Genomic DNA, 26,011 nt, shown 5'->3' with positions numbered 1-26,011 from the left:
ACTCCTTTCAGCAATTTAGTCAAAATAAATAACGCCTGGATTTTTCCCTCTCATCTTACCCAATCGGGGGCATTTGGCAGCAAGGCGTAAAGTTTTTTTAACGTTTCGATATCTTTGTGAAACCAAGTCTCCATCCACTGACTATATCCTGCTATAACTTTACCCTCAAAGGCTTTCCCTTGTAAGAGTTGGGTAATTAAATGGGCTGCCATCATGCCGGACATGATTGCTTTTAGGACTCCATGAGAGGAGGCTGGATCAAGAACCGTGGCGGCATCTCCCACGAGAAAATAACCGGGTCCTGCGGGGGGCGAAACTTGTCTCCAGGTGACATCGGCAACGGCGGATTTTCTCCAGGGTTTTAGGGTTTGGAATTCGGGGGGTTGCCAGGTTTTTTCTAAGGGTTTATAGGTGAAATCCAGGCGGGTCCATTGGTACAGTTTGGGGCGGACTTTTGCAGTCCAAATCCATCCCCCGTCGCCTGCTACGATCGCCGGTGCATCATCTCGGATAGGACAGTCTCCTTCCACATAGCCATAATGGGCGATTAAGGGTGGAGAAAACGGGTGAATTGCTAACTTTAATTGTTTGGCTAACCACTGTCTACTGCCGGTGGCATCGACTGCAAATTTTGCCCTAATCTCACCTTGGTTGGTGGCGATTCCTGTAACTCGGTTTTGGGTAACAAGGGGATGTAAGGCGCGACAGGGTTGGTGGACTTTGACGCCTAATTCCACCGCCCGATCGCGCAAGAGGGTATCGAAATCCGCCCGCCATGCCTGAAATCCCTGCCAAGGACCAGTTTCATCGGACCCGAAAGGTTCAAACCGGCGACTGCCCTCCCATTGTATCCAGTTGCCGGGATGACGCAGGAATCCCGCAGCTAAGAGGTGACTGCCGACTCCTAACTGCTGTAACAGGGGTTCGATGCCGGGGTGGAGGGTTTCCCCCGGACGATCGCGGGGGAAATGTTCCGCTTCGGCGATCGCCACTCGGAACCCTTGCTGTGCCAACGCAATGGCGGCAGCAGTGCCTCCTGGACCACTCCCGGCGATCGCGACGTCAACCTCACACATTTTTCGATTCCCAGACGCCAGAATCCCGTTTCATCAACACCCGCAGTCCATCCACAAACAGAGTTACCGATTCCCGAATTTCTACCCAGCGTTTCCGAACGTCTTCCGGGGTGGTGATATCGCCATGTCGATACATCTCAAACCGATATATTTTCCCCCGTAAGCGTTGACCCGTTTGGGTTTCTGCCTCTTGTAGTTCCGTTTCCGTTGAGGTGACTTCTCGGAAGGAGAGAACACCCCATTTAGACTTTTCATTGACAATTCGCCCAAATGCTTCAGCGTCTTGCGCTTCGGACTGTCCGGGAGGAAAATATTTCTCCTCTTCAATCCCTAAAGCATTATATACATAAGCCATTGTCAGCACTCTCGCCTCGTATTCTCGCACATCGACCTGTCCCGTTAGGGCTAAAGTGAATTTACCCTGTAAAGCATTGGTGACGTAATCCACATGATCGATCGCCTCATATTCCACCACCTGGCGATCGGGCAATTGCACCAGGCGCGGTCCTGGAACCCCATCCCAAGCTAGTTCCCCGCTTTGCCCGATTTCCGCATCGGTAAGCGGGCTAACCGTGGGCCAACTTCGCATCGGTTCAAAGGTGCGGGCGGAGTCGGGAGAGACCGCAGGCCAAAAGGTACTAAGTGCGGCACAAAGTTTAGAATCTTCGGGGAAGGGACTGCCGAGACCATAAGCAGCTAGGAAATCTAAGCCTTCAGGAGTGCGATCAAAGCTCACATCCCATCCGGGCGCATAGATTCCCGCCGCCGCATCCGGGAGATAGGATTGACGATTTAGGATGAAACGGTCTAGGGGCCGCTGTTTGACAAAAGGTTCTCCCGGTAAGGAGACGATCGCCGTAACGGTGACATCTTCCGGGCGAAAATTGGCTTCAGTTAAGGCCAAATTTGGCGGCATTCGCTCATCGGATAAGGTTTCGGGAGGAATTCGCCAAATGCTGTTTCTCACCGCTTCTGGCACCGATTGTTCCCACCAGTCCATCAGATGCCGTTGATCGCAGATAGGGAAGTAATCCGGGGCACTCACAAGTGAATAAGCGGGAACCCGGCGGGGGAGTTGAATCGCTAATTCAGGACAGAAGGCTTCGATCCAGCCATCGGCAGTAAAATCCAGGTAATGTAAGGCATTGTATCCGCCTTCGGCGACGATACTGGCTACATTCGGGCGTTCATTCAGGTCCGTGACTGTGCCATTGGGTAGCACTTGGTGACGGGCGTGGACATATTCCGGGGCGCGTCGCGCTTCGTTGTCGGAGGGAATCAGCAAGCTGGAAGAGAGGGTTAAACCATAGTTAACCGGAACTTGATAAGTGAGAGGTTTACCTTGATATTCCGCTGCTTCGACGAGACGGGGATGGACAATGGGGGTGAGGGTTCCTATGCCATCATCGGGATTTTGTGAGAATTCGGCGATACCTTCGGTAAAGATAAAGGGGGAATTGCTGATATCCGGTTCACTCCAGCCGGTGTCATATCCTTGGGTTTGGAGTTGGAGATGGATGCGACGAAGTTTTTCGTTGATATGGTTGGCTTCTAGGGTCAGGGTTAAGTTAAAATTACGGAGACATTCACCACCGCTAAAGAGTTTGTGTAAAGGAAACCAGAACAACCGGCGATCGTCGCCATCGCGAACCCGCATCGGTTTGTATCCCGGGCGATCGCCTCGACGGATGACGGCAATATAGGCACTATACCGGGCTGGAATCACTCGCATCCCTTGGGAGTCGCCTGCTACAAAGGGTAAAAACCCGCGATGTTTGGCGTCATACAGGGCTTCAGCGGTTCCCACTCGGGCGACCCCTGTGCGGGAAAAGCACAAATCCGCGTGTTTCTGGTGGGGGGTGTCCGAGGCGGGACGGTATTCGGAAGCAAAGACAGCGATCGCCAAGGGTCCATAATTCGCCTTGACCCGTAATTCCATTAAGGAGGGGGGTTTGACGCCATAGACGTAGTTTTCCACTGCCTCAATCTCAGCCAGGGTGGGAAAGGCGGTTAATTCATTGCCCTGGGCCCCGTTAACCACCGTCGCCGAAGCTAAGGCATGATAGAGTAAACTGCGGGCGGGAGATCCCGGTGCGATCGCCCGATTCCCTTCATCAGCAAAATCCGTAAATCCTGGAATAGTGCGGTTGATATTTGGGAGAATTTTCCCCAATTCCGTTGCTAGGTTTGCCGCTGTGATATCCAACCCATGCTGTAACAGTAACTCTCGCCATCCCTGGTTCGCGAGGCGATCGCAGACTTGTTTAACCTGATCAATTAAGGCCATAAATGATTCCTGGTTTAATACTCATGATTATAGATCCTATCTAGTTGATTGGCGTCAAGATTTGTATCAAAAATTATTATAGGGTGAGCGGGAACGGAGGGGGCTGTAAAATTCTGTACGGAAACATAAATATTTGTTATTTAAAATTAGAATGAAAATCACTATTTAAATGTAAATTCCTTATTTTTCCTATAAATTAAATTATAATTATAGCTGTAAATATCCGCCACACAACAATGGGAAAAGCAGATATTAGCAGTAAAAAATTAATCGGACTCTATCCCGATGGATGGGTCAAATGGGTGACTCGATCATCCGGTACAGTCGCCCAAGTCATCCTCGATTCAGAATTTCAATGGCTCAGTCGAGATAGCGATATCCTCATTAAAGCCTATAGCGAGGAAGAAGGGGAATTTATTAGCCTAACCGAAGTCCAATTTCGCCCGGATATTCGGATGCCAGTGCGGATTCGGGCTTATGCGGCACTGGCAGAAGAAAAATATGATTTGCGCGTGCATCCGGTGGTGGTCAATATTTTTCCGCCAACCGGGAACACCCCCATTCCCACTCGTTATGAATCGAGTATTATGGGACTAGAGGCAAGGCAAGACTATGAGGTGATCAACCTCTGGGAAATCGATGCCGAGGTCGCCTTTCAACCGGAACTCAAGGCCCTACTGCCCTTAGCAACGGTGATGAAAGGGGGTGCAAACGAAACGACTTTACGTCGCGCCGCTGTCCGAATACAACAGGAAGAACGGTCGGAAGATTTACAACGATTGTTGGGAATTTTTTCTAGCTATGTATTAGGAGAAAATATCGTGGAGAAAATCTTGAATTTTGCAACCCAGGCATTATTGGAATCCCCTTGGGGTCAAGAAATTTTAAACCAAGGAGTGGAAGAAGGACGCCAAGAAACACGACAACTCATCCAACGCATGATCCAGCGTCGGTTTGGGGAAGTATCGGAAGCGGTTGAAGCTAACTTGCAACGCTTGAACTGGGAGCAATTACAAACAGTCGCGGACACGCTGATAGATGTGAATTCTTTGGAAGAATTGATGGCGGCTTTTCCTCCCGTGACTGACAGCTAGGGTCGGGTTTTGTAGAAAAATGTAGAGGCGATTCGCGAATCCCCTCTACATTTCGGGTAATTTATCAAAATATGCGTAACTCCTGACCCCCCCGAACCAGCTTGATGCCAATTTTCCGGCCCCTTTGCCGATCGCCAGGGCCCTCAAAAATGGAATAGACTCCTCCCCTAGCGCCCTGGGTCCGGAACTTTCGGGGTCAGGGTCCCTGTGGAACTGTCGCAATTGCCATCGATTCTGGAGGGGTGCTGATTATTTTCCGTTCATTTCTGTCAAAGGCTTGTGGCAAAATCTTAAGATAGATCAGTTGTAACCCGTTCACCTTATATTCCCGATGACTTCCACCATTCCTAACTTACAGAGTCAATATGAACCCAAGACGACAGAAGCCAAGTGGCAAGCGTTTTGGGAAGAGAATCAGGTTTTTAAAGCAGACCCGAATCACCCGGGCGAGCCTTACTGTATCATGATTCCCCCGCCGAATGTTACGGGTAGCTTACACATGGGACACGCCTTTGAAAGCGCCCTGATTGACGTGCTGGTGCGCTATCATCGCATGAAAGGGCGCAATACCCTGTGGTTGCCGGGGACGGATCATGCCAGTATTGCGGTTCAGACGATTTTGGAACGGCAACTGCGCGAAGACGGCAAAACGCGGGATCAAGTGGGACGGGAGAAGTTCCTGGAACGCGCTTGGCAGTGGAAAGAAGAGTCAGGAAATACGATTACCAATCAGTTGCGCCGGTTGGGGGTTTCCGTGGATTGGACCCGGGAACGGTTTACGATGGATACCGGACTCTCGAAAGCGGTTCTGGAAGCGTTTATCGCTTTGCATGAGGAAGGACTGATTTATCGTGGGAAATATATGGTGAACTGGTGTCCCGCGAGTCAGTCGGCGGTGTCTGATTTGGAGGTGGAACAGCGGGAAGTGAATGGTCATTTATGGCACTTTCGCTATCCCCTCAGTGATGGATCTGGATTTGTAGAGGTGGCAACGACTCGACCCGAAACAATGTTAGGAGATACGGCTGTTGCGGTGAATCCTAATGACGATCGCTACAAAGGGTTAATTGGGAAAATGTTAACTCTGCCGATTATGAATCGGGAAATTCCGATTGTGGGAGATGAGTTTGTTGACCCGAGTTTCGGGACGGGTTGTGTTAAAGTAACTCCAGCCCATGACCCGAATGATTTTGAAATGGGAATGCGGCACAATTTGCCGTTTATTACCATTATGAATAAAGATGGGTCATTGAATGAGAATGCTGGACCTTTTGCCGGACGCGATCGCCAGGATGCCAGGAAAGCGGTGGTGCAGCAGTTGGAGGCAGATGGACTGCTGGTGAAGGTGGAGGAGTATAAGCATACGGTTCCTTATAGCGATCGCGGTAAAGTGCCGGTAGAGCCCCTGATTTCAACTCAGTGGTTTGTCAAAATTGATTCTCTCTCCAGTCGCGCCTTGACGTTCCTGGATGAGGAAAATTCGCCTCGCTTTGTCCCCGATCGCTGGACGAAAGTCTATCGGGATTGGTTGGAAAAACTCAAAGATTGGTGTATTTCTCGTCAACTCTGGTGGGGACATCAAATTCCTGCTTGGTATGCCATTAGTGAAACCGGGGGAATGATTGCCGATGATACGCCGTTTGTTGTGGCAAAATCGGCTGAAGAAGCAACCGCTAAACTAAAAGCTCAATTTGGAGAAACTGTCCAAATTCAACAAGACCCCGATGTGTTGGATACTTGGTTTTCTTCTGGATTATGGCCGTTTTCTACCTTGGGATGGCCGGATAAAACTGAAGATTTGGACACCTATTATCCCACGACAACTCTGGTGACTGGCTTTGATATCATCTTCTTCTGGGTGGCGCGGATGACGATGATGGCGGGACATTTCACGGGTAAAATGCCTTTTAAAGATGTTTACATTCATGGATTAGTCCGGGATGAAAATAACAAAAAAATGTCCAAGTCTGCGGGGAATGGGATTGACCCCTTGCTGCTGATTGAAAAATACGGAACCGATTCTCTCCGTTATACCTTAATTCGAGAAGTTGTCGGGGCGGGTCAAGATATTCGCTTAGAATATAATCGGACAACGGATGAGTCTGCCTCGGTGGAAGCCTCGCGGAATTTCACGAATAAATTGTGGAATGCGGCGCGGTTTGTGATGATGAATTTGGAGGGACAGACGCCGCAACAGTTGGGGAATCCGGGAGAGAATGCCTCGAATTTGGAACTGTGCGATCGCTGGATTTTGTCGCGCTATTATCACACGGTGCAGCAAACCTGTGAAGCAGTTGATACCTACGGATTAGGAGATGCTGCCAAAACCTTGTATGAGTTTATTTGGGGGGATTTCTGCGATTGGTATATTGAATTAGTCAAGTCGCGGTTACAAGGAGAAGATGCGGCTTCCCGACGGGTGGCGCAACAAACCCTTGCCTTCGTCCTAGAGGGAATTCTAAAATTACTTCATCCGTTTATCCCTCATATCACCGAGGAAATTTGGCACAGCTTGGCGCAAGCAGAATCAACGGCATCCTTAGCAGTGCAATCCTATCCTGAAGCTGATGCTAATTTGATGAATGGCGAATTAGAGTCGGACTTTCAGTTAATCATTGGTGCAATTCGGACCATTCGGAATTTACGCGCTGAGGTGGATATTAAACCTGGGGCAAAAATTAAAGCAATTTTGCAAACTGACAGCGACAAAGAACGGAATATTCTCCAGAAAGGGGAATCTTATATTCAAAATTTAGCCAAAGTTGAAGACTTGACAATCACCCCAGCTTTAGCCGAAGAACCGGAACAAACCATCGCCGGAGTGGTAGGAACTGTTCAAGTTTTAGTGCCTCTAGCAGGAGTGGTGGATATTGAACAACTCTGTGCCAAACTAGAGAAAAGTTTGGGTAAAATTGAGGGGGAAGTCAAATCAATTTCTGGACGCTTATCTAATGCTAAATTCGTGGATAAAGCCCCGCCCGAAGTGGTCCAAGGGGCGCGAGACAGCCTCGCGGAAGCGGAAAAACAGGGTGAAATTTTACGCGATCGCCTGCGTCAATTAAGAGGGGAATAATCCCAAATAACCCTAAGTTTTGGAAATAGAGATCCCTGCGATCCCTTCCCCCAATGGGGGAGGGGACTGGAAACCGACTATTTTCCCCCATTTTAACCCCTGACCTTTTAAAGCAGACTGCAATGATATACTTAGCCCAGGTGCAAAAAAAAGGATTCTTAGGCAAAACCGGGTTGCGATTAATAGCCTGTCAAAAATCTGGAGATATCTGGGCTTTGGTGTCGGAAACTGAGCCAATTGTAACCACAGAATCCAATACGTTTGGCGAGGGAATTCTCGTTTTAGCAGATATTACCACTGCGGGACAAATTCGCACCATAAATGAGGCGACGGAATGGGCGATTAATCTGCTAAAACAATATTTAACCAAAGGGTTGACCCCGGATTTTTTACAGGAACAGGCGGTAGAGATTGAACAATGGCGACAATCTTTGACTTTACAAAGTCAGGAACTGTCGCGCCGTGCTTTGGAATTAGAAGCCCGCCGCGATCAACTTCAAGAGTTAGAAGAAAAGCTGAAAAAAGAACAACGCCGTTTGCAGATATTGGCTCAAAACTTGAAAGAGTCGGAGGATGAGAGTAGCAATGAGAATGGGGAAGAGCAGGAAAGATTAGAAAGGGAAAATACCGCTTGACAAGTGGCCGGATTTATGATAATTAATGCTGGCAAAAGTGGGATAAGATTGCTGCACAGGGGATGTGGTAGGGAGAGACAATTTTAGGTAAAATGAAACAACAGTTTCACGCCCAGGCGATCGCCCGATCGCCGAGATGCCTCGTTATGAATCAGGAGTGATTGTGCCATCGATTGAAGCAGATCCCACCAATTTTGCTGAATTACTGGAAATTGTCCGGGATGGATATGAAATCTCTCTAAAACCGGGAGATTACAAGGGGACATTCACGATCGCGCGTGCAGTAACGATTCGCGGGAGTGGCGGTGATGCTGTGCTGTTTGCGGTGGATGCGCCTGCGGTGGTGGTAACGGTTGCCGGAGTGCGCTTAGAGAATTTGGCGATCGCTCGAACTGTCGGGGGTGAAACGGGTGCAGTAGCGGTGAGGGGTGAGGCGAATACCGCGCCGATTTTGCATCAGGTGAGATTGACAGGAAGTGCGGAAAATGTCCAATGGGAAGGCGCAATTTGGGAGATTCCGGCGCGATTGGAGTTTGGGGAAATTGAACCGAATCGCCAGGTAGAAAAGGCTTGGGAACTGCAATTGGGTGAGTCTTGTCAGGTGGTGTCGGACTTGGATTGGTTGCAAGTGCGATCGCAGTATTTGTCTCCGGGGTTGCAGTGGCTGCAAATGGCGGTGAATTCCCAAGGAATCCCCGCAGGAACTCGCCTGTCAGGGTCGGTATATTTATGTTCCCAGGGGGACAAGCGCGAGATTCAGGTTACCGCTGAGATTATCACTCGGGTGGAGTGGGTGACAACCGTAGTACCCTCGGAGAAATCTGCCACTGCCAAGCAGGAGGAGGCAAAGTGGGGGTATCGGTTGGTTGGCAAAACCGCGATCGCTAATGTGATTCGGGAACTGGCAGGGGAGAAACCCAGCGATCGCGATGAGGACTTTCGCAGTCGCCGCGATCGCGCGGAACTGTTATTCTCACAACTGTTAGAACAGCGATCGCACTCCTTTTACTTGCGCCGTCTGGGGACTGGGAAAGATGCGGGAGAGGAACGTTGGCAACTCACTCTCGCTTGCGATCGGGAAGAACCGGGAATTTCCCTACTGGAAAAGCGCTACAAAACCTTATCTTTAATAGCAGTAGTCAGTCCCGATGGACGAGGTGGATTACGCCTGATTGATGTGATTTTTGTTCCCCAAACTCGGGGACGGGGGGATGGGTTTACGGTTCTCTGTCGTCTGCGGTTGTTGCCAGATCATCAGTATGATTTAGGCGTTCCCCGTTCCGCCTTGAAACGCATGGCAAAACTGCCGGTTTCGGGAGATTTAATCCCCACCGAGGAACAACTTCAGGCATGGCGGGTTTATGTAGAAATTGAACGACGGATTGCCGAGTCGCGACAGTTTTGCGTACCGTTTATCGCGCACAATTATGGTGCAGATACTCGCCGGATTAGCTTTGAATTGGACAGTCGTGAGGCAACCATTGACGGCAGCAGCGAAACCGGATTAGCAGCAGCAGAATTCTGGAATCGCACCTATAAAGCCCGTAGCGAACAGCTTCGCCTCTTTGAAAGTTCTCCCCTGGGAAAAAGTGGCCGGGATGGACGAATTTTAGGCAGAATTGACTCGGTAGATGCAGAACGGCGGTTGATTAGAATTAAGCCGGATGCAGACTTGCTGGAGTTGATGAAGGGGGGTTACTATCAGTTACCCGAAACTGGATATTTATTGTTTGAAGCCTTTGGGGAACTCAGCCAAATTAATCATAAAATGACAGCTTTAAAAAGGCTGGAACAGGGTCATAGTCAAAATCCCTATTTAGGTCAATTTTTCTTTGATGCAGGACAGGCAAGGGTTCCCAAACAGACAATTAAACTGGAGAGGGCGGAGTTACTATTACCTGCGGCTAATCCCGACCAAATTGCAGCGGTGGAAATGGTGTTATCTGCCAAAGATTTGGTTTTAATTCAAGGTCCTCCGGGGACGGGAAAAACCACAGTAATTGCGGAAATTTGCTACCAGGTGGCGCGACGAGGGGGACGGACTTTAATCGCATCCCAAGCGAATTTAGCAGTAGATAATGCCTTGAGTCGATTGGTGCATAGTCCAGTTGTGCGGGCGTTGCGAAAGGGAAAAGCGGAGAAGGTGCAGGAAGAAGGTGCACCGTATTTAGAAGAGAATGCGATCGGAACTTGGCTGCAAAATACCGCGAGTCACTGTGAGACAGACTTAGAAAAACGGCGCAATGATTTAGCATTTTATCACAAAATGCGGGACTTGGCGGCGGAATTTGCGCGATATTTGGCAGCGGAAGAAGCACTTGCCAGCGATCGCCTGTTTTGGAAAGAGCGTCAGGAGATTTTACTGGAAAATCGGGCAATTTGGGAACAGCAATATCAAGCGGCACAAGCCCAAAATCCCGAGGTAAAACGGGTCAGTTCGGATTTGGCAGCGTTGTTAGCAACTGCGCCCAATGTGCCGTGGGAATCTCCAGAAGTGGTGAATTTATTGGCTCAAATTCGCCCTTATACCTTGGAAGATAGTAGGGTTAAAACCTTTATTGATGCAGTGCGAGTGGCGTTACCTTTAACTCAAGAATTGGGCTGGATTCGTCCCGATCGCGGGGCATTTGGGTTAGCTGCTTGGTGTTGCGAAACGGTTGCGCCCGAGTTGGCTAAATGGAGGGAAGTTGTCACTGAAGCTAATCACACTGCCGAGGCGATCGTCGCTGCTGCTACTGCCGTCCAACAATTTCGCGCAGATTCCACCCCATTGCATCAACTGCAAGGGGAATATGAACAAGCCTTAAATAAGCAAAAATCGCTCCAGCAACGCTTCCAGAATTTACAAAATCGCAAGTTAGAAATTGACCGCGTAATTAAAGAGGTGGGAGTTTGGTTAGAAACAGCGCCAGCCCAAGTTTATACCCTGTTAAAACAATCCCTCCAAACGGGTCGAACCTTTAACAGTAATTTGATTCAAGTTCCGAATAGTTTACTCAGGATCGCCCAAACCTTGAATGTGGTAATTATGCCGAATTATGGCGATCATCCCGTGAGTGATCTGCCGAATTGGGAACAGTTTCTCAAAGCCTTAGCTTATGAAACCAAGGGCAATTTTCGCAACTCCAAAGGCAATCATTCCTATTTTCATGAATTTTTGCACCGCAGTCTGAATCAGCCGCCGATTGTCTTTTCAGCGAGCGATCGCACCTTATGGCGGGACCTGGCGGCAGGATACAGCAATTATCCCAACCTGACGACATCGGGACGGCAGAATTTAGTGGTGAAAACCCAGGAAGTTTTACAGCAGCAGCAACAACAGTATGCCACCATTTGGGAAGTCCAGGCAGTGGAATTGACCCTGCAAGAAATTGCGCAAACTACCATCGATGAAATTGTCACCCAGGCGCGTCAATGTTTACTCCCCCTGAAAACTGAAACAGAACAGGGATTAAGCCATATTGGACAGCAGTGGCATCAAATTCAACACTGGATTGCCGCTCAAAAACCGCAACTCGAACAATCGCAAGCTGCCTTAGATTTATTGCGTCAAGCGGGGGAAAAGACTTTACAACAAGCAGTAGAACAGTTACAACAATTAAGCCAACAACCGCACTTACCCCCCGCCATTTTAACCGCAGTCCAGCGATATCAAGCCAACCGTGCCTTAATTTGGGAAAAACCCTCAGAATTTGCCGCAATGGTGCAATCCTGGGAGAATCGAATTACTAACTTAGAAACTGCTATTGCTGCCTTAGCCCCCTTTGAAATTTTAGGTCATATTCATACCCTAATTGAAGCCTATCTCACCCAGCAACAGCAAAACTTGCAACCTCTGCAACAGCAACTAGAACAGTGTGAATTAGAACTACATGAAATTAAGCAACAACTGACCACCAATCTGCCAGAACTTTTACTGCAAAAGCGTCAATGGTGGCAAAAAACTTGGGAAACCCTGCGCGATCGCCTGCCCCAAATCGCCGAGGAACACTGCTGTGATTTACCCTTTTTACACCAAGTCAGAACCCAGTTTGAAACCTGGGAACAGGCAGGAAACCAGGAAGAACAATATCTCAATCGCTATCAAAACTTAGTCCAAGATTGGATTGACAAACTTCGCCATCCCTCGGAACAGGACCGCACTGAATTGCGGCAAATTTATCTGGATAATGCCAATGTGATTGGGATTACCTGTGTTCAAGCCGCCCGTCGAGACTTTTCCGAAGAATTTAATAAATTTGATGTAGTGATTATCGATGAAGTCAGCAAATGCACCCCACCGGAATTATTAATTCCCGCCCTCAAAGCTAAACGGTTAGTTTTAGTCGGCGATCGCTGTCAGTTACCGCCCATGCTGAATGACGATACCATCGAAGATATTGCCATAGAAATGGGCAGCAGTAAAGAGGCATTGCAATTTTTAGAAGACTCCTTTTTTAAACTGCAATTTGATGCCGCCCCTGAGTCCATTAAAACTATGCTGACGATTCAATATCGGATGCATCCCAACATCATGGGCGCGATTAATCAATTTTACGATCGCCGCCTCCAATGTGGCATTTTAGACCCAGATCAAGCCCGCAAACATCACCTCAATAGTACCATCATCCAGGAACATCAACACCTGATCTGGGTGAAAATGCCCCAAGACTCCACCTTTGGCGAACGCAAAGAAGGCACATCTTTTATTAATCCCAAAGAAATAGAGGCGATCGAGCAGTTATGTCAAAATATGGAAAACACTTGGTCCGAAAAAATTGCCCAGGGTCATCCCCCCAAAGAAATTGGCATTATCACCTTTTATCGCGCTCAACTCAACCGCATTGAAGAGAAAATTTTGGAAAGCAACCGCTTTCCTTCTCTCCAAATTCGTACCGGAACTGTAGACCAATTTCAAGGCATGGAACGGTCCGTGATTATTGTCAGTATGGTCCGCAATAACGCTGAAGGGAAAGTGGGATTTGCAAAAAAATCTGAACGGGTGAATGTGGCTTTTTCTCGCGCCCGGGAATTGCTCGTTATCGTCGGCTGTCATGAATTATTTGCCCATCATCATGGGGAAATAGGCCGAATTTATTCTGAAGTTTCTAATGTTGTGCGTCATCAAGGAGGTTTAATTGATGTTTCTCGAATCCTCCGCTAAACCCATTGACTCCTCCCTGCAAACCTCCGTAGAAAAACTGGAAAAAACCAGTCCCGGATTATCAGTGATTGCCGCTAGACAATTCTGCTATCCCTTGGTGGAAACAGGTATAGAATTGATGGTAACTGCCCCGAGAAAATTTAATGTTTTAGAAGAATTTATCCTCCGGGCCAGCCTAGAAATTACCCCAAAACCCACCGAAGTGGAACTCGCCCAAGTCTTGGGTTTGGACCCCATCTTTGTTAGAAGTACCACCGCCAACCTCCAGGCATTAAATACCCTAAAAATTCTCCCGGACGGGTCCCTTCAACTCACCCCAGAAGGTCGAACTTTTTATGAAAAAGGGTCCGTCCCGCAACCGCCAGAAAGTCACCCCATTTATGCGATCGCAGACCCTTTATTAGAGGCGACTGCCTTTGAACTAAATCCTCTGCGCGAATCCGCCTTAAACCTCCCAAATTTAGGCGATTTCCTTCCCCTTAATAGCCGCATCCCCCGGGTAGATTCCTTAACCCTCGCCGAAGTGCAGCAATGCCTTATCCATCAAGGATTGGGATTCCACCGTCCCGAATCCGGCAAAGAAGTCACCGCATTCCAAATCGCCCAACCGCCGGAAACCCGCTGGCAATCTGTGGCACTGTTTGCCATTTTTGATACCCTAAATCAGCGCTTAACTCTGCAACTCCGACGGGGACAGCAGTTACTTGAATCCGCCACCCTTTGGCTAGAAACACTCCAAAGCGAGGGGAAAATTTCCCTAACCGAATTGTTTGAAATCTGTTCTACCCGAGGCGAGGAAAGTTTCCCACAGGAGAATCCAGAAGTTGAAGCTAGACTGGAACAAGTCCGACAAGCAGCAATCGAACCTGTAACTGATAACGTTGAAGAAAATTCCACCCCAACCGGCAGAGCAATTTTAATTTCTGAGAGTCAGATTCATACCCAATTTTTAGAAACCCTCCAAACCGCTACCCATCAGGTTTTAATCTATTCCCCTCGATTCACAGAACAAGGGATAAATTACCGCCTGTTGCAAGGATTAGAAACCCTTGTCAAACGAGGGGTTTGGATTCTCGTGGGACAGGGAACTATACCGGGGAAATTATCAAAAATTACGCCAATTTCTCAGGAATGGCTGACAAAATTGGCAGCGGTGAAAACAGCAGAAGGACTATCCGCTATACAAATTGTCGCCTTGGAAGAATCCCATGCCAAAGAGGTGGTGATTGATCGCCAAATTTATATCTGTAGCGCTCACAATTGGCTAACTTATGGAGGCGATCGCCTACCACTGGGGGAAAGTCTCTATCAAGTCACCCTTCCCGAAATCGTCAGCGAAGCGTATCAATCCCTCTCTACCCAATTTCAACAACGCGCCGAATCCCTCTGGCAGCAGGCAATTACCACTCAGGATGAGTCCCTTGCCACCACCTCTCTAAGTATCTGGGGTGCGTTGGGGATGGCGGAAACTGCCTTACAGCAGATTCAGGACCGGGAGTGGCTGGAATTGCTCCCAATTTGGCTGAAAATCGCTTGTCAGGGCTTGCGATCGCAGCAAATGTCCCCGGATTCTCCTAGCTTGAATCAGGCGCTTTCCCAGCTATCTAAACTCACCCCGGATTCCCCTCAACTGGATAGCTTGTGCGAAGCATGGCGGCAGGTTATGGGGGTGATTGCCGATCAAGATGGCACTATTGCCCTCAATTTACTTTCAGAACCCGTCTGGCAAGACTTCATCCGCCTGGGGATTGCATCAGAAGCAGTCGAGTCACCAGATGCTTTTATTGCTGGTGAATTGGCTAAACTGGCGGCAAACCTTTCCCCGACTCAAAATCCTCCTCGCAAAAAATCTAAACATCACAAGTCGGGATAAAAAACGACTGAAGTCGTTACTACGAACATCAAAAAATTGTTTCTGATTGTTTGTAGTTGCAACTTCAGTCGTTAGTCTTTTCCTCAGAGGAAATCAGCAGAATCTCTTATGCGATCGCCACTCCTAACCCGGACTTAACTTCTGGAGGGTTCAGGAATTGTAATGTCAATCGAAGTAACAGAGGTATCGGGAGTCAGACTACTTAATGGAGGGTTAATCTCCATTGGATTCCCCACCACTAAGGTGACTAACTGATCCGGGTTCAAGTATTTCTGTGCTACTCGCTGCACATCTTCAATGGTGGTTGCTTCCACCCCGCGCCGATATTGGAAGATAAAATCCTCGGGATATCCGTAATATTCATATCGCATTAACCGAGAGAGGGTTTGACTCGGGTCGGCGAAATTGAAGATAAAGGAATTGAGGGTGGTATCTTTAGCATACTGTAACTCTTCGGCAGTAATCGGTTCCCTGCGAATGCGTTCGATTTCTCGAAAGACGGACTGAATAAAGGGTACTGTTGCCTCCGATCGCGTTTGACCCCCAGCGATAAACATCCCCGGATAATCATAGCGGGGACTCCAGACGCCATAGACGGAATAGGTTAATCCCTCTCGCGATCGCACCTGCTTAAATAACCGTCCCCCAAATCCATTCAGTACCCCATTCAGGACGGACAACGCCGGATAATCAGGACTATTTAACTCCCCACCCAAATGCCCGATTTGAATCGTACTTTGGGTTAATTGAGGGCGTTCCACCAAAAAGACTCCCCCTTGTTTCGCTTGAGCAGTTGGAGATAAAGCGGCAATATTTGGACTGACGGTTTTATCCGGTTTCCAGTCCCCAAATTTCTGCTGAATGAGCGCTCGCATTTGAGGGGTTTCAAAATCGCCGACAATGCCCAAAATCATGTTATTGGGATGGAAATAGCGCTGGTAAAATTGGACCACATCGGACCGAGAAATATTGCTCAAAGTTTCATATTCGATGCTCCGAGCATAGGGGCTATTCTCTCCATAAATCAGCTTTTGAAATTCCCGAGAGGCGATCGCACTGGGGGAATCATTCCGACGGGCGATCGCCCCCGCTTGTTGGCGTTGAGCTAACTCAATTTGCTCTGGGGCAAATGCTGGAGTTCTAAGCACTTCCGCAAACAGTCCAAACACCTCTTCCAAATCCTGACTTAAGGCATTAAAACTCGCCGATGCTGAGGTGGTATCGATGGTCGTTTCTACCGAAGCCGCCCGTTGTTCTAGCAACTGATTTAATTCATCTGGGGAATGCAATGTAGTTCCCCCAGTTCGCAATACCTGCCCCAGAATTTGGCCGAGTCCAGTTTGATTAGCCGGTTCCAAGCGATCGCCTGTGCGAATTAAAGCAGTTCCCGAAACTAAAGGCAGTTCCCGGTCCTCCATCAAATACACCACCATCCCATTCTCTAGCTCAAAGCGCTCAAAAGGCGGTAACACAATTTCCGGAGGCGGTGCAAACTCCAAATTTGTATAATGTTTCGCTGATTCTGCGGTGACAATCCCCGCATTAAACAGCAACAACATTAAAGGCAAAACCAACAGTACAATCCAATATTTTGGGGGCTTATTCTTAGATGTAACCATTCTCTGACTCATTACGATTTTTCCTCTGGCAGCAGCAGTCCCACGGTGCGATTTTCGGGCCGGAATGTTTGACGAGAGACGCGCAGAATGTCTTTCGGTGTCACCGCCGCAATTTGCTCTAATTCCTGAAATAAATTGCGCCAATCGCCGGTTTTAATTTGATATTCCACCAACAAACTCGCCATCCCTTGATTAGAAGCCAGCGATCGCAACACTCCCGCTCGGGCTTGGGTTTTAACCCGTTCTAACTCCTCCCTAGAAACTTCCTCCACCGTCAGCCGATTGATTTGCTCTTGCAATCCAGTCGCAACTTCTTCCACCGTATGACCTGGAGCAGTCAGGCCATAAAATAGCATTAAATTCTCATACTTTTCGCCGGGGAATCCATTCAAACCCTGCGCACTCAAGGCAACCTGCTGTTCTTCTACGAGGGATTTGTAGAGGCGAGCAGTCCGTCCGGAACTGAGAATTTGAGCAATCAATTCATAGACCACATTATCAGGATGATTGATAGCTGGACGGTGATATCCTTCTAAATACCAAGGTTCCGAGGGAAACCGGACCACCACCTGTCTAGGTTCCGTCTGAGGAGGCTCTATTTTGTCCACCTTGGGAGGCGTGGGTCCGGCTTTGTAGCCACCAAAATAAGTCTGTGCCAATTGCCGGACATTCTCCGGGTCCACATCTCCCACGAGAGCGATGGTCAAATTGTTGGGAACGTAATAAGTCTCAAAAAACTCCTGAACATCCTCCCGCCGCAGATTGGCTAAATCCTCTGCATAGCCAATCACAGGTCTGCCATAGGGATGCGCCACAAAGGCAGTTTGCAAAAATTCCTCAATCATTTTGCCAATGGGGGAGTTATCCGTGCGCATTCTTCTCTCTTCGAGAATCACCTGCTTTTCCTTATAGAATTCTCGAAAGACGGGTTCGAGGAAACGCTCAGACTCTAGGGACATCCAGAGTTCTACCTTATTGGAAGGAAAGCTGTAAAAATAGCGAGTGGCATCGGCAGACGTGGTAGCATTGAGTCCAACGCCTCCGGATTGTTCGACAATTTGACCCAATTCGTTCTGGACTACTAACTCAGCGGCAGCCGCCTCGGTTTTATCAAATTCGGCTTGTAACCGTTGAGCTTCGGCAGTTTTTCCAGCGGCTGTGGCGGTTCTAATTTGAGCGTCAAGGCGATCGAGTTGGTCGAGCAGCTCTTTTTCGGCTCGATAGTTTCGGGTGCCTATGCGCTGAGTCCCTTTAAAGGCTAAATGCTCTAAAAAGTGGGCAACGCCGGTTTTGCCTTCCGGTTCGTTGGCTCCCCCGACATCGGCGTATGTTAGAAATGAAACAACGGGCGCGGTATGTCGTTCTAAAACGATAAACTTGAGTCCATTATCGAGGGTAAACTCGCTAATTTTTTCCGCAACCCGGTCTAAGTAAGGCTGAATTGACTGAGTTGTAGTAGTCGGGGAAACTTGCTCTCGACCGAGTGCCGGGTTTAGTGAAATCCCGGACCAAAGCACAAGGGTGACCAAAAGGGCGATCATGAAGGGTCGGGAGTGGGACCAGTTCCCAGTCCAGCGGGGTTTTCCCCATTTTGCGATCGCCATCCGAAACCTAGAGATTGACATAGCCAATAAAAAAAAAGCGGTGATTTTGATTCATCAGTCTGGAGGTGACTCCTCGATTGAGGGTCAGCCATTTTAAGTAACGCAAGGGCGGTTATTCCTCTGTTTGATTCGGGTTCGTTGAGTCCTCCGGGGTTAGAAAAAAACGCTCTTGATGTGATTTCCCACAGCACTATTTTCTATTAACGATGAATATATTTACTCGCTCCCAACCTGCTGAAACCGATACGCGCACTCGGATTTTAAATGCGGCGCAGCGGTTATTTGCCCAAAAGGGTTACAACGGAACCACCACAAGAGACCTCGCTCAAGCTGCCAGTGTAGCTGAAGGAACCCTATTCCGTCATTTTGCCAATAAAAAAGCAATTTTGGTAGAGTTGGCAACGGAGGGATGGATCGAAATCCTCACGGATCTGCTCACGGAACTCAGCGAAATGGGCAGTTATCAGGCAGTGGCGCAAGTGATGCGGCGGCGGATGTTGAATATTCACAAAAATGCGGATTTGATGCGGGTTTGCTTCCTGGAGGCTCAGTTTCACCCGGAGTTACGCGATCGCATCCAAGCTGAGGTAATTTCCAAAATGACCGATGTCGCTGAGGCATTCTTTGAAACCGCAATGGAACGGGGAATTTATCGTCCCATGAATCCTCGCCTGGTGGCTCATGTTTTTCTAGGAATGTTTGCTGTGGCAGGATTTAGTCAACAAACCCTCCTGGAAAACGATTCCTCTCCCAAAGCGATGCAGGAAATGGCGGAAGGATTGGCAGATATTTTCCTACATGGGGTGTTAGCGCCACCCCAGAACGAGTAATTCTCCCGGATTCATCCCTTGATAAGGGTCCGCGCCTGTTGAATCCATCGCGTCACTTCATCCACGGAGGGACAAAGGTCCCGGCGTTGGAGATTGGCAACTTGGACCCTTAAAAGTTGTTGGTGCAATCGGTGGATGGGTAAGTCAGCCAGTTGGGCGATCGAGGCAATTCCGGCGTGCAGCAATAACCCACAATATTGATAGCCGACCGTCGGAATTGAAGCAAGTTCTGCCATTGCCACCCATTTATTCACATATTGAAGATGGATGCCTAACTCTGAGGCGATCGCCTGCCGTTGTTCCGGTGTTTTCCCTCGCCGCAGCAGTTCCCCAGTTGTGGTAATCCCACAAGTTTCCAGTAGATTTTGGTCGTGGGAACTGACCCCAGGTAATTGGGCGATCGGCCAGTGAGTCGGTTTTAAGGGGCGCACTTGCCGCGATTTAGATGCGTTCATGGGTTGAATGGGATTAAGACTCCTCTTAAACTAGGGTAACGGCGATCGGTTCGACTCCAGTTAGTCGTTACTACGAACTTAACAAAACGACCTTAAGGGGACTTGGGTCTGAGTTCTCTTTACTCCCTATGATGGATGATCAAACCCTACTCGATCGCAAGGCAAAACTATCCCTCATGCAAATATCCACTCCGGCAACTTCCCTGACAACGGCCCTCCTTCAACGCAGGCAAAAGCTGGCAAATCAAATCGCAACTCCCGTGATTTTGTGGTCAGGAAGTCCCTCTTCCCGTAATTTTCCGGCGAATGTTTATCCCTTTCGCCCCAGCAGTCATTTCTTATATTTTGCTGGACTTTCCCTAGAAAACGCGGCAATTCGGCTGGATGGGGGCAGATTGGAACTGTTTATGGATGATCCCCACCCAGGCAGTACCCTTTGGCATGGAGAAATGCCGACGCGATCGCAGGTTGCCGAGGCGATCGCGGCGGATGAGGCATTTCCCCTTTCCGAGTTAAAATCTCGCAGCCAAAATGCTGCAACTGTTGCTGCACCTGATTTGAAGACGCGCATGGAACAGGTGGATATCCTCGATCGCCCGGTGGGATTGTTTCCGGACCAAGGCAATCCCACCGTTGCTCGCGATCGGGAATTAGCCCTGGCGATCGCTCAATTACGGCTGATCCACGATGAATGGGCGATTCGTGAACTGTTACAAGCGGCTGCCTGTACAGTTCAGGCGCATCTCGTGGGAATGATGTCCACTCGCCGCGCTCAAACCGAAGCAATGGTCCGGGGTGCAATGGAAGGGGCGATTATGGCCCAGAATTTTACCTGTGCTTATAACAGTATAGTGACCGTTGAGGGCCAAGTCTTGCACAATCAGCATTACCATCACCTGTTGCAGCCCGGGGATTTGCTGCTAGTGGATGTAGGTGCAGAAACTGCCACAGGTTGGGCGGCAGATGTGACCCGCACTTGGCCCGTTTCTGGGCAGTTTTCCCCCACCCAACGGGATATCTACGATGTGGTTTTAGCGGCCCATGACTGCTGCATTGAACAGGTGGGTCCTGGGGTTGAATATGCGGATATTCATCGGGTAGCAGCGGTGGCGATCGCGGAAGGATTGGTCAATTTAGGAATTTTGCGCGGCAATCCCGAGGATTTGGTGGAAATGGACGCCCATGCCTTATTTTTTCCGCATGGGGTTGGACATCTCCTGGGATTGGACGTTCATGATATGGAAGATTTGGGAGATATTGCAGGCTATCAGGAGGGTCGCGATCGCAGCGATCGCTTTGGCTTATGTTACCTGCGTCTAAACCGGACTCTGCAACCGGGAATGTTAGTCACCATTGAGCCAGGATTTTATCAAGTCCCCGCTATTTTAAACGACCCCCAACGGCGTGAGCAATATGATGGCGTCGTCAACTGGGATAAATTAGCCCAGTTTCACGATGTCCGAGGCATCCGCATCGAGGATGATGTTATGGTCACCCAAGAGGGTCGGGAAGTCTTTACCGCTGCCTTGCCGGTGCAAGCGCAGAAAATCGAGCAGATTGTTCGGGGTTGAATCTCACTTGTCTGAGGTAGACTGGCGGGCCACAGTTGGTGACCCGCTGCCTCATGAAGCGATCGCTTTCAGTTCCTCAAAGCAGAGTCAGCCGTACAACTTGAAAAACTAGCGTTCCGAACGCTCCTCCCGACTCCCCCGATGATGATCGCATTCTTTCTGATCGTTCTCCTTACAGTCGGAATTCGCCTCTGTGGTTGGACGCTCCTGATAGGGTCTGGTCACAGGGACTGACATGGCGTGAATATCCGGCGCAGGGAGTCCAGGCGCAAAATATAGCTGGATGGGCAGCAAAAACGGGGCCAGATTAAATCGGAAATGTGCAAAATTGACTGTTAGCATTAGCTGATCCGAAACTCTTCTGATTGCATTACTCTATAAAACAGGGGCAATTTTCGTCCTTAAAAAATTGCTTTATATCCGGGCTTCAACCTCACTGAAATCGGGAATAAAACCTTTAAGTTGTTATAGTACCGCCAGGTACCAACTTTTCATAAAAATTTGCTAACTTTCCTAACTATAGGTCAAGTTTGTCCTTTTTAGATATGGGGTTTCACCCATCATGGGCAAGAGCAATCCTGGATATTAACCTCCAGTTTTGGGAGGAGGATTGCTTTGGGTTAAACCTGGAAATTTTCTGCTCACTAGAGTACCCAAAGTACCTCATCAGGAACTTTTGGACCTAATCCAACGATTTTTCTTCCCCTACCATAAAATAGGGAATCACGCATCTATCTTAAGAATTTTTATCAATTTCCATTAGCGACCGTGGAATCGATACCAGCCGCCTTCCATTGTCAAAATCTTTCGGGTTTTAATTGGTCCTTGATTGCTGACATAGATTGGGTGAGACTCATTCGTGTCCATCACCCCATCCATTTTATCCCCTCTCCACCGGGACCAGCCATGCTCTGTATTTTGAGCTTTTTTGTTTCTAATATCCAACGAGGGATAGATGTTTTTATTTCCCCATTCACTTGGGTATAAGTGAATCGTTTGGCAGATGCTTCCCATATTGACCCTCTTTTTCTCCGTTTTTTTCACCAGCCCTTTGGTGATTCAGCAAACCGATCAGCCCCTGAACTTTCCTAACCTCAGTCGCGACTAAGTGAAATCACTTAACCATTCATTGTCCGCCCGGTCCTTTGATTTTCACATCAGCCAAATGACTTAATAGAAATCAGCCATTCAGCGGATGGTGAGTAAATGTACTTACCAAAATTTACGGACTCTAGACACATCCTCCTCAGCTTCTTAAGAAGATATCCGTTTTCCCTGAGATAGGAGACAGATCCCAGAGCTCCAAGTTAATCAGGGCCAGCCACCCAAAACACTGCTAAACACCAAAATCCCCCGGGAACGCACCATCCCCGGGTCAGTTCCTGTGTTTCCCTTCCGGCTGGAACCTCCACTTTAGACAGAGGAACTCGGGCAAACTGTCCCCTATAATATCCAAAACCTATTCCCTCAAAGGTTCTCTTTTATGCTTCCTTTAAAAATTGTGCTGTTAATAATTTGGGCATTCTTTGTTGGCTACATTTTACAACTTCAGCCCTTAGAGCAATCCGGGACCTTAACCCTCATTGAAAAAATGGTCAAACTGCAACTCAATGAGGTGAATGCTTATGCGTTTACCCTGTTTAGTTTCATGGGAGTTTGGCCGTTAATCTATGCCTGTTTGATGTTTATTGATGAACGGATGCAACCCATCCCCGCTTGGCCCTCTTTTTTGGCTTCCAATGGATCCGGCGTGATTGGAATGATGCCCTATATCCTGTTGCGGGAAAGTCGCCCTTACTTTTTGGGCAAAAAAGATTGGCTCATCAAACTGCTCGATAGTCGCTTAACAGGAATTGCTCTACTTATTAGCACCATCGGACTAATCATTTATGCTTTATATAGCGGCAATTTCGACGAATTTATCAAACAATGGCAAACCAGTCGATTTTTATATTTAATGAGTTTAGATTTTGCCCTAATGTATTTAGTTTTTCCTACTTTACTGGGCGATGATATGGCCCGTCGAGGTTGGCACGATTCTCGGATTTTCTGGGCAGTGGCGATCGTTCCCCTACTGGGTCCTTTGGTTTATCTGTCTATCCGCCCTCCCTTACCGGAAACCGAGTAAGCTTCTGGATGAGGAGTAAGGAGCCTGTTGCTCCCCCTCCTGGGTTTTTAATCAGGCGATCGCCCATTGGAATCGCGATACAGAATGCTGTAAGTTATTCCACAAAACGCAATGATAAAAATCAGCCAACTTAGGGTGATGCGATCGCCCAATAACCCTCGTATAAATTCTTCCATCAACCTCTCCTCCCTGAATCACTCTAAATTACTTAACTGAAATTTTATAGTTCAACGTAAGACGCTTCTCACCGGATGAGGGTAATTAAGAAATTACCCTCATCCCCAGTTAAAACCGCTAGGGATTATCCATTACCACCCCTGAGCTAATTTAGGCTCGGGTAAGACTTCCGGTTCATCATCAATGGATAAGAGAAACTGAATTAAATCAGTCTGATCTCCTGGTGTAAATCCAGCCTCTTCATCAACCCAGTAATCATGTCCCCTGCCGTCAATATTAGCCCGTTGCAGACTGGGGTTGGCCCGGTTTGCGGCAATCAGGGCGGAGCGCAAGCGACGATCAACCAGCATTCTTAAACTCGCTTCGGGATCTGGATTTATCCCTTGTAACAAGGTTCCCGGTAAGCCAATGCGAGCGGGATTGGCGATCGCGAACTTGCCGTCAGCATCTTGCCTTAAAGCATCCCCTGCTGCTGCCACCCCGCCATCATGGAGATAAGGAGCCGTCAGATACAACCCAATCAAGTGCTGCACTTTGTATCCGCCCTTCGGTTCGGTAATCCCAAACGTTACATCAATCGCGCGTTGCGGTGTAATATCCGTTGGCACCGGAATCACCGGGGGATTCTCCGGAAGGGGGACCAGGACGCTCGGGGGATAAGTCGTCGGGTCTTGGAACAGTTTTTTCAGTCCCAAGGATGCCTTGGCCCGTTCGGGTTGGGTGCCCACTACCCGTTGCGGAATCACTTCATGATTCGTAAAGTACCGACCACTATGACAATCCACGCAACCGGCTTGATTAAAAATCGCTGACCCCCGCTGCACTGCTGCGGCATCGGTTAAGGATTCATTCGGTGGAGGTGCCAAGGTATTTTGCCAAGCCGACATTGCATTAGCTGCTGTACCCACAGGTAAACCCGGTATCGCCAACATCAGCCCATTTGCGGCAAATAGCGACGCATTCGGATATTCCGGCATTTTAATCGTCTGGTCAAACCCCGGAGAATCAGGGGTGGGATCAACACTGGCGAAGAATTCCGAGGGTTTTGCTCCCTCGGGTAACCGGAATTTAGAAGCGGATGAATTTTGAAAAATGGCTCCCAAAAAGGTCTCTTTATCAATACCGTAGAGTTTTTCGCTGTTTTCGGCAGTCGTTGTGGGGTCAGCATTAAAGGCAAAGACCCGACTATTCAGGGAACTCAACCCGTGGAACCAGCCAATCGAGGACCCCCCACTCCAACTGTAGGGCCAAGCATCATGGGTATAGGATGGGGGAATTTGGGAAGGATTGTCAATCTGATCCCCACTGGAGTCAAAATTGCCTGGTGCCCAACTCAAAAACACCTGATCCACGGCTTCTTCCAAGCTTTCAGAGTCCGGCAATTTCGCGAGTTCCCCTTGGCTATTGATGTAGGTATGACTGCCTTTAGGCAGTTCCAAGGGATTGACCCCCGTCTGCCGATAGAGTGCCGCAGTGTTACTCGCCATTGCCAGCAATAAACCGGCATCAAGATCATTATTGGTAGCCCCCTCCAAGATGGCCCCGGTTTTTCCATCTATGGTGGCATGGCATAAGGCGCAAGTCACTCCGACGCGGACTTTACCCCCACTCAGATGATTACTCAGTCCCAGGGGGAGAACGGACCCTTTTGGCAAGTCCAGTCCGGTATTCAGCATTGTCCCGGCTTTAAAGGTTTTGCCTCCGACGGTGATATCCTCTTTGAGGGGAATCTGGAGGTTGGTGGTGGGTTGTCCTTTGAGGGACAAAATCGCTTTGGTCATGCTGGCGACGTTAATGGGACCCTCTAAAATTCCTACGACATCGGTAAAGATGACTTCGTTACCAAAGGTTGCGGTGTAGAAATTATCACGCCCTAAGTCGATGAGTTCTTCGGTAATTTCGATCGCCCCATTTTCGGGGGAGAGATAGTCTCGTCCCGCTTCGGTTTGTAAGAGGCGATCGGCTTCTTCTTTGCTGACAGGATGTCCGAGGACATCGTAGGAACCGATGCCTGGGGGTGCAGGTTGGGTCATGGGGGTGTAGGTCATCGATTCACTGGGTGGGGAGGCCGGTAAGACAACCTCGACCCCGGAAACTAAAAACCCAATCACCGCCACAACGGGCAGAATGAAAATTAGGCTAAACCATTTCATGATGATTTGAATTTTGTATTTAACATCAACAGGAAAGCCGGTGGCACTGTAGATTTTTCCGGCTTCCTGGGGGTTAGAACATTTTTAAAAAGCTCGCCTTTAACCCTAAAGGGGTACTTTAATCTAAATCTGGGGTCCCTGCCCTCTCTCTACAGAGGGAATCTGCCAGGAAAATACGGTAGCGATCGCCTTCTTTATCCCTGAAAATTGCCTGAACTTTGAAGGTTTCAGGTAGCCTGGTCGCAAGGGTTAGTATTTTTAATTGGTGATAAGTAAGAGAATTCTGTTGCATG

The 26,011-nt window shown here is 48.6% G+C and carries 17 protein-coding genes; 8 read left to right on the top strand and 9 right to left on the bottom strand.

Annotated features, from left to right (window positions below; all coding sequences use genetic code 11):
• Positions 1 to 50 precede the first annotated feature (50 nt).
• Together NG792_RS23555 and NG792_RS23550 are read right to left on the bottom strand one after the other, a co-directional pair.
• On the bottom strand, positions 51 to 1,076 hold the full coding sequence (locus NG792_RS23555) for an NAD(P)/FAD-dependent oxidoreductase (RefSeq protein ID WP_261237001.1): 1,026 nt from the start codon (positions 1,074 to 1,076) through the stop codon (positions 51 to 53).
• Entirely contained in the window at positions 1,069 to 3,363 is a 2,295-nt protein-coding gene (locus NG792_RS23550; protein WP_261237000.1) for a hypothetical protein, read from the bottom strand. Before NG792_RS23550 ends, NG792_RS23555 begins: the two co-directional genes overlap by 8 nt.
• Positions 3,364 to 3,599: 236 nt before the next feature.
• Here NG792_RS23550 and NG792_RS23545 point away from each other — a divergent pair, with 236 nt between their 5' ends.
• From NG792_RS23545 to NG792_RS23525, 5 genes are all read left to right on the top strand, one after another.
• Positions 3,600 to 4,457: a DUF4351 domain-containing protein gene (locus NG792_RS23545; protein WP_261236999.1), complete on the top strand. Its 858-nt coding sequence runs from the start codon at positions 3,600 to 3,602 to the stop codon at positions 4,455 to 4,457.
• A gap of 331 nt (positions 4,458 to 4,788) precedes the next feature.
• Positions 4,789 to 7,530, top strand: a complete 2,742-nt coding sequence (locus NG792_RS23540) for a valine--tRNA ligase (protein ID WP_261236998.1) — start codon at positions 4,789 to 4,791, stop codon at positions 7,528 to 7,530.
• Positions 7,531 to 7,652: 122 nt separating this feature from the next.
• Positions 7,653 to 8,165 carry an HmpF-related protein gene (locus NG792_RS23535; RefSeq protein WP_261236997.1) on the top strand — a complete coding sequence of 171 codons (513 nt, stop codon included), beginning with the start codon at positions 7,653 to 7,655 and terminating at the stop codon, positions 8,163 to 8,165.
• A gap of 163 nt (positions 8,166 to 8,328) precedes the next feature.
• The gene (locus tag NG792_RS23530; protein WP_261236996.1) at positions 8,329 to 13,308 is read left to right on the top strand and encodes an AAA domain-containing protein; all 4,980 of its coding nucleotides are present in this window, start codon (positions 8,329 to 8,331) and stop codon (positions 13,306 to 13,308) included.
• Entirely contained in the window at positions 13,286 to 15,181 is a 1,896-nt protein-coding gene (locus NG792_RS23525; RefSeq protein ID WP_261198571.1) for a phospholipase D-like domain-containing protein, read from the top strand. The genes NG792_RS23530 and NG792_RS23525 overlap by 23 nt, the downstream gene beginning before the upstream one ends.
• A gap of 134 nt (positions 15,182 to 15,315) precedes the next feature.
• On the opposite strand, the gene NG792_RS23520 is transcribed toward NG792_RS23525, so the two are convergent.
• Both NG792_RS23520 and NG792_RS23515 read right to left on the bottom strand, forming a co-directional pair.
• Positions 15,316 to 16,812 (bottom strand): M16 family metallopeptidase, encoded by a 1,497-nt coding sequence (locus tag NG792_RS23520; protein ID WP_435387610.1) that lies wholly within the window; start codon positions 16,810 to 16,812, stop codon positions 15,316 to 15,318.
• Complete coding sequence (locus NG792_RS23515) at positions 16,812 to 18,341, bottom strand: M16 family metallopeptidase (RefSeq protein ID WP_261237014.1); 1,530 nt, start codon at positions 18,339 to 18,341, stop codon at positions 16,812 to 16,814. Before NG792_RS23515 ends, NG792_RS23520 begins: the two co-directional genes overlap by 1 nt.
• Positions 18,342 to 18,610: 269 nt before the next feature.
• Here NG792_RS23515 and NG792_RS23510 point away from each other — a divergent pair, with 269 nt between their 5' ends.
• Positions 18,611 to 19,234, top strand: coding sequence for a TetR/AcrR family transcriptional regulator (locus NG792_RS23510; RefSeq protein WP_261198570.1), 624 nt, complete (start codon positions 18,611 to 18,613; stop codon positions 19,232 to 19,234).
• Between the two features lie 11 nt (positions 19,235 to 19,245).
• On the opposite strand, the gene NG792_RS23505 is transcribed toward NG792_RS23510, so the two are convergent.
• Positions 19,246 to 19,689: a DUF4332 domain-containing protein gene (locus tag NG792_RS23505; RefSeq protein ID WP_261236995.1), complete on the bottom strand. Its 444-nt coding sequence runs from the start codon at positions 19,687 to 19,689 to the stop codon at positions 19,246 to 19,248.
• 176 nt (positions 19,690 to 19,865) lie between these two features.
• Between NG792_RS23505 and NG792_RS23500 the strand changes: the two genes are divergently transcribed.
• Positions 19,866 to 21,260 carry an aminopeptidase P family protein gene (locus tag NG792_RS23500; protein WP_261237013.1) on the top strand — a complete coding sequence of 465 codons (1,395 nt, stop codon included), beginning with the start codon at positions 19,866 to 19,868 and terminating at the stop codon, positions 21,258 to 21,260.
• 108 nt (positions 21,261 to 21,368) lie between these two features.
• On the opposite strand, the gene NG792_RS23495 is transcribed toward NG792_RS23500, so the two are convergent.
• Positions 21,369 to 21,602: a hypothetical protein gene (locus tag NG792_RS23495; protein ID WP_261236994.1), complete on the bottom strand. Its 234-nt coding sequence runs from the start codon at positions 21,600 to 21,602 to the stop codon at positions 21,369 to 21,371.
• 417 nt (positions 21,603 to 22,019) lie between these two features.
• The gene (locus NG792_RS23490; protein ID WP_261236993.1) at positions 22,020 to 22,274 is read right to left on the bottom strand and encodes a hypothetical protein; all 255 of its coding nucleotides are present in this window, start codon (positions 22,272 to 22,274) and stop codon (positions 22,020 to 22,022) included.
• Positions 22,275 to 22,743: 469 nt separating this feature from the next.
• Here NG792_RS23490 and NG792_RS23485 point away from each other — a divergent pair, with 469 nt between their 5' ends.
• Positions 22,744 to 23,388: a DUF2834 domain-containing protein gene (locus NG792_RS23485; RefSeq protein WP_261236992.1), complete on the top strand. Its 645-nt coding sequence runs from the start codon at positions 22,744 to 22,746 to the stop codon at positions 23,386 to 23,388.
• 47 nt (positions 23,389 to 23,435) lie between these two features.
• Here the strand turns inward: NG792_RS23485 and NG792_RS23480 are convergent, their stop codons facing one another.
• Together NG792_RS23480 and NG792_RS23475 are read right to left on the bottom strand one after the other, a co-directional pair.
• A complete protein-coding gene (locus tag NG792_RS23480) occupies positions 23,436 to 23,564 on the bottom strand; it encodes a hypothetical protein (RefSeq protein ID WP_261198567.1) in 129 nt (42 codons plus the stop codon).
• Between the two features lie 132 nt (positions 23,565 to 23,696).
• Positions 23,697 to 25,718: a di-heme oxidoredictase family protein gene (locus NG792_RS23475; RefSeq protein WP_261236991.1), complete on the bottom strand. Its 2,022-nt coding sequence runs from the start codon at positions 25,716 to 25,718 to the stop codon at positions 23,697 to 23,699.
• Between the last annotated feature and the right edge of the window lie 293 nt (positions 25,719 to 26,011).

The organism is Laspinema olomoucense D3b, assembly GCF_025370785.1.
Taxonomy (GTDB): Bacteria; Cyanobacteriota; Cyanobacteriia; order Cyanobacteriales; family Laspinemataceae; genus Laspinema; species Laspinema olomoucense.
The sequence above is the reverse complement of the archived record's forward strand: the minus strand, read 5'-3'. Positions and strand labels throughout refer to the sequence as shown.

Excerpts from the sequence above, each read along its gene's own strand:
- NG792_RS23495 (WP_261236994.1), bottom strand. The coding sequence starts at position 21,602 with ATGCTAACAGTCAATTTTGCACATTTCCGATTTAATCTGGCCCCGTTT.
- NG792_RS23550 (WP_261237000.1), bottom strand. The coding sequence starts at position 3,363 with ATGGCCTTAATTGATCAGGTTAAACAAGTCTGCGATCGCCTCGCGAAC.
- NG792_RS23555 (WP_261237001.1), bottom strand. The coding sequence starts at position 1,076 with ATGTGTGAGGTTGACGTCGCGATCGCCGGGAGTGGTCCAGGAGGCACT.
- NG792_RS23525 (WP_261198571.1), top strand. The coding sequence starts at position 13,286 with ATGTTTCTCGAATCCTCCGCTAAACCCATTGACTCCTCCCTGCAAACC.
- NG792_RS23515 (WP_261237014.1), bottom strand. The coding sequence starts at position 18,341 with ATGATCGCCCTTTTGGTCACCCTTGTGCTTTGGTCCGGGATTTCACTA.
- NG792_RS23545 (WP_261236999.1), top strand. The coding sequence starts at position 3,600 with ATGGGAAAAGCAGATATTAGCAGTAAAAAATTAATCGGACTCTATCCC.
- NG792_RS23540 (WP_261236998.1), top strand. The coding sequence starts at position 4,789 with ATGACTTCCACCATTCCTAACTTACAGAGTCAATATGAACCCAAGACG.
- NG792_RS23480 (WP_261198567.1), bottom strand. The coding sequence starts at position 23,564 with ATGGAAGAATTTATACGAGGGTTATTGGGCGATCGCATCACCCTAAGT.
- NG792_RS23520 (WP_435387610.1), bottom strand. The coding sequence starts at position 16,812 with ATGAGTCAGAGAATGGTTACATCTAAGAATAAGCCCCCAAAATATTGG.
- NG792_RS23505 (WP_261236995.1), bottom strand. The coding sequence starts at position 19,689 with ATGAACGCATCTAAATCGCGGCAAGTGCGCCCCTTAAAACCGACTCAC.
- NG792_RS23485 (WP_261236992.1), top strand. The coding sequence starts at position 22,744 with ATGCTTCCTTTAAAAATTGTGCTGTTAATAATTTGGGCATTCTTTGTT.
- NG792_RS23510 (WP_261198570.1), top strand. The coding sequence starts at position 18,611 with ATGAATATATTTACTCGCTCCCAACCTGCTGAAACCGATACGCGCACT.
- NG792_RS23490 (WP_261236993.1), bottom strand. The coding sequence starts at position 22,274 with ATGGGAAGCATCTGCCAAACGATTCACTTATACCCAAGTGAATGGGGA.
- NG792_RS23500 (WP_261237013.1), top strand. The coding sequence starts at position 19,866 with ATGCAAATATCCACTCCGGCAACTTCCCTGACAACGGCCCTCCTTCAA.
- NG792_RS23475 (WP_261236991.1), bottom strand. The coding sequence starts at position 25,718 with ATGAAATGGTTTAGCCTAATTTTCATTCTGCCCGTTGTGGCGGTGATT.
- NG792_RS23535 (WP_261236997.1), top strand. The coding sequence starts at position 7,653 with ATGATATACTTAGCCCAGGTGCAAAAAAAAGGATTCTTAGGCAAAACC.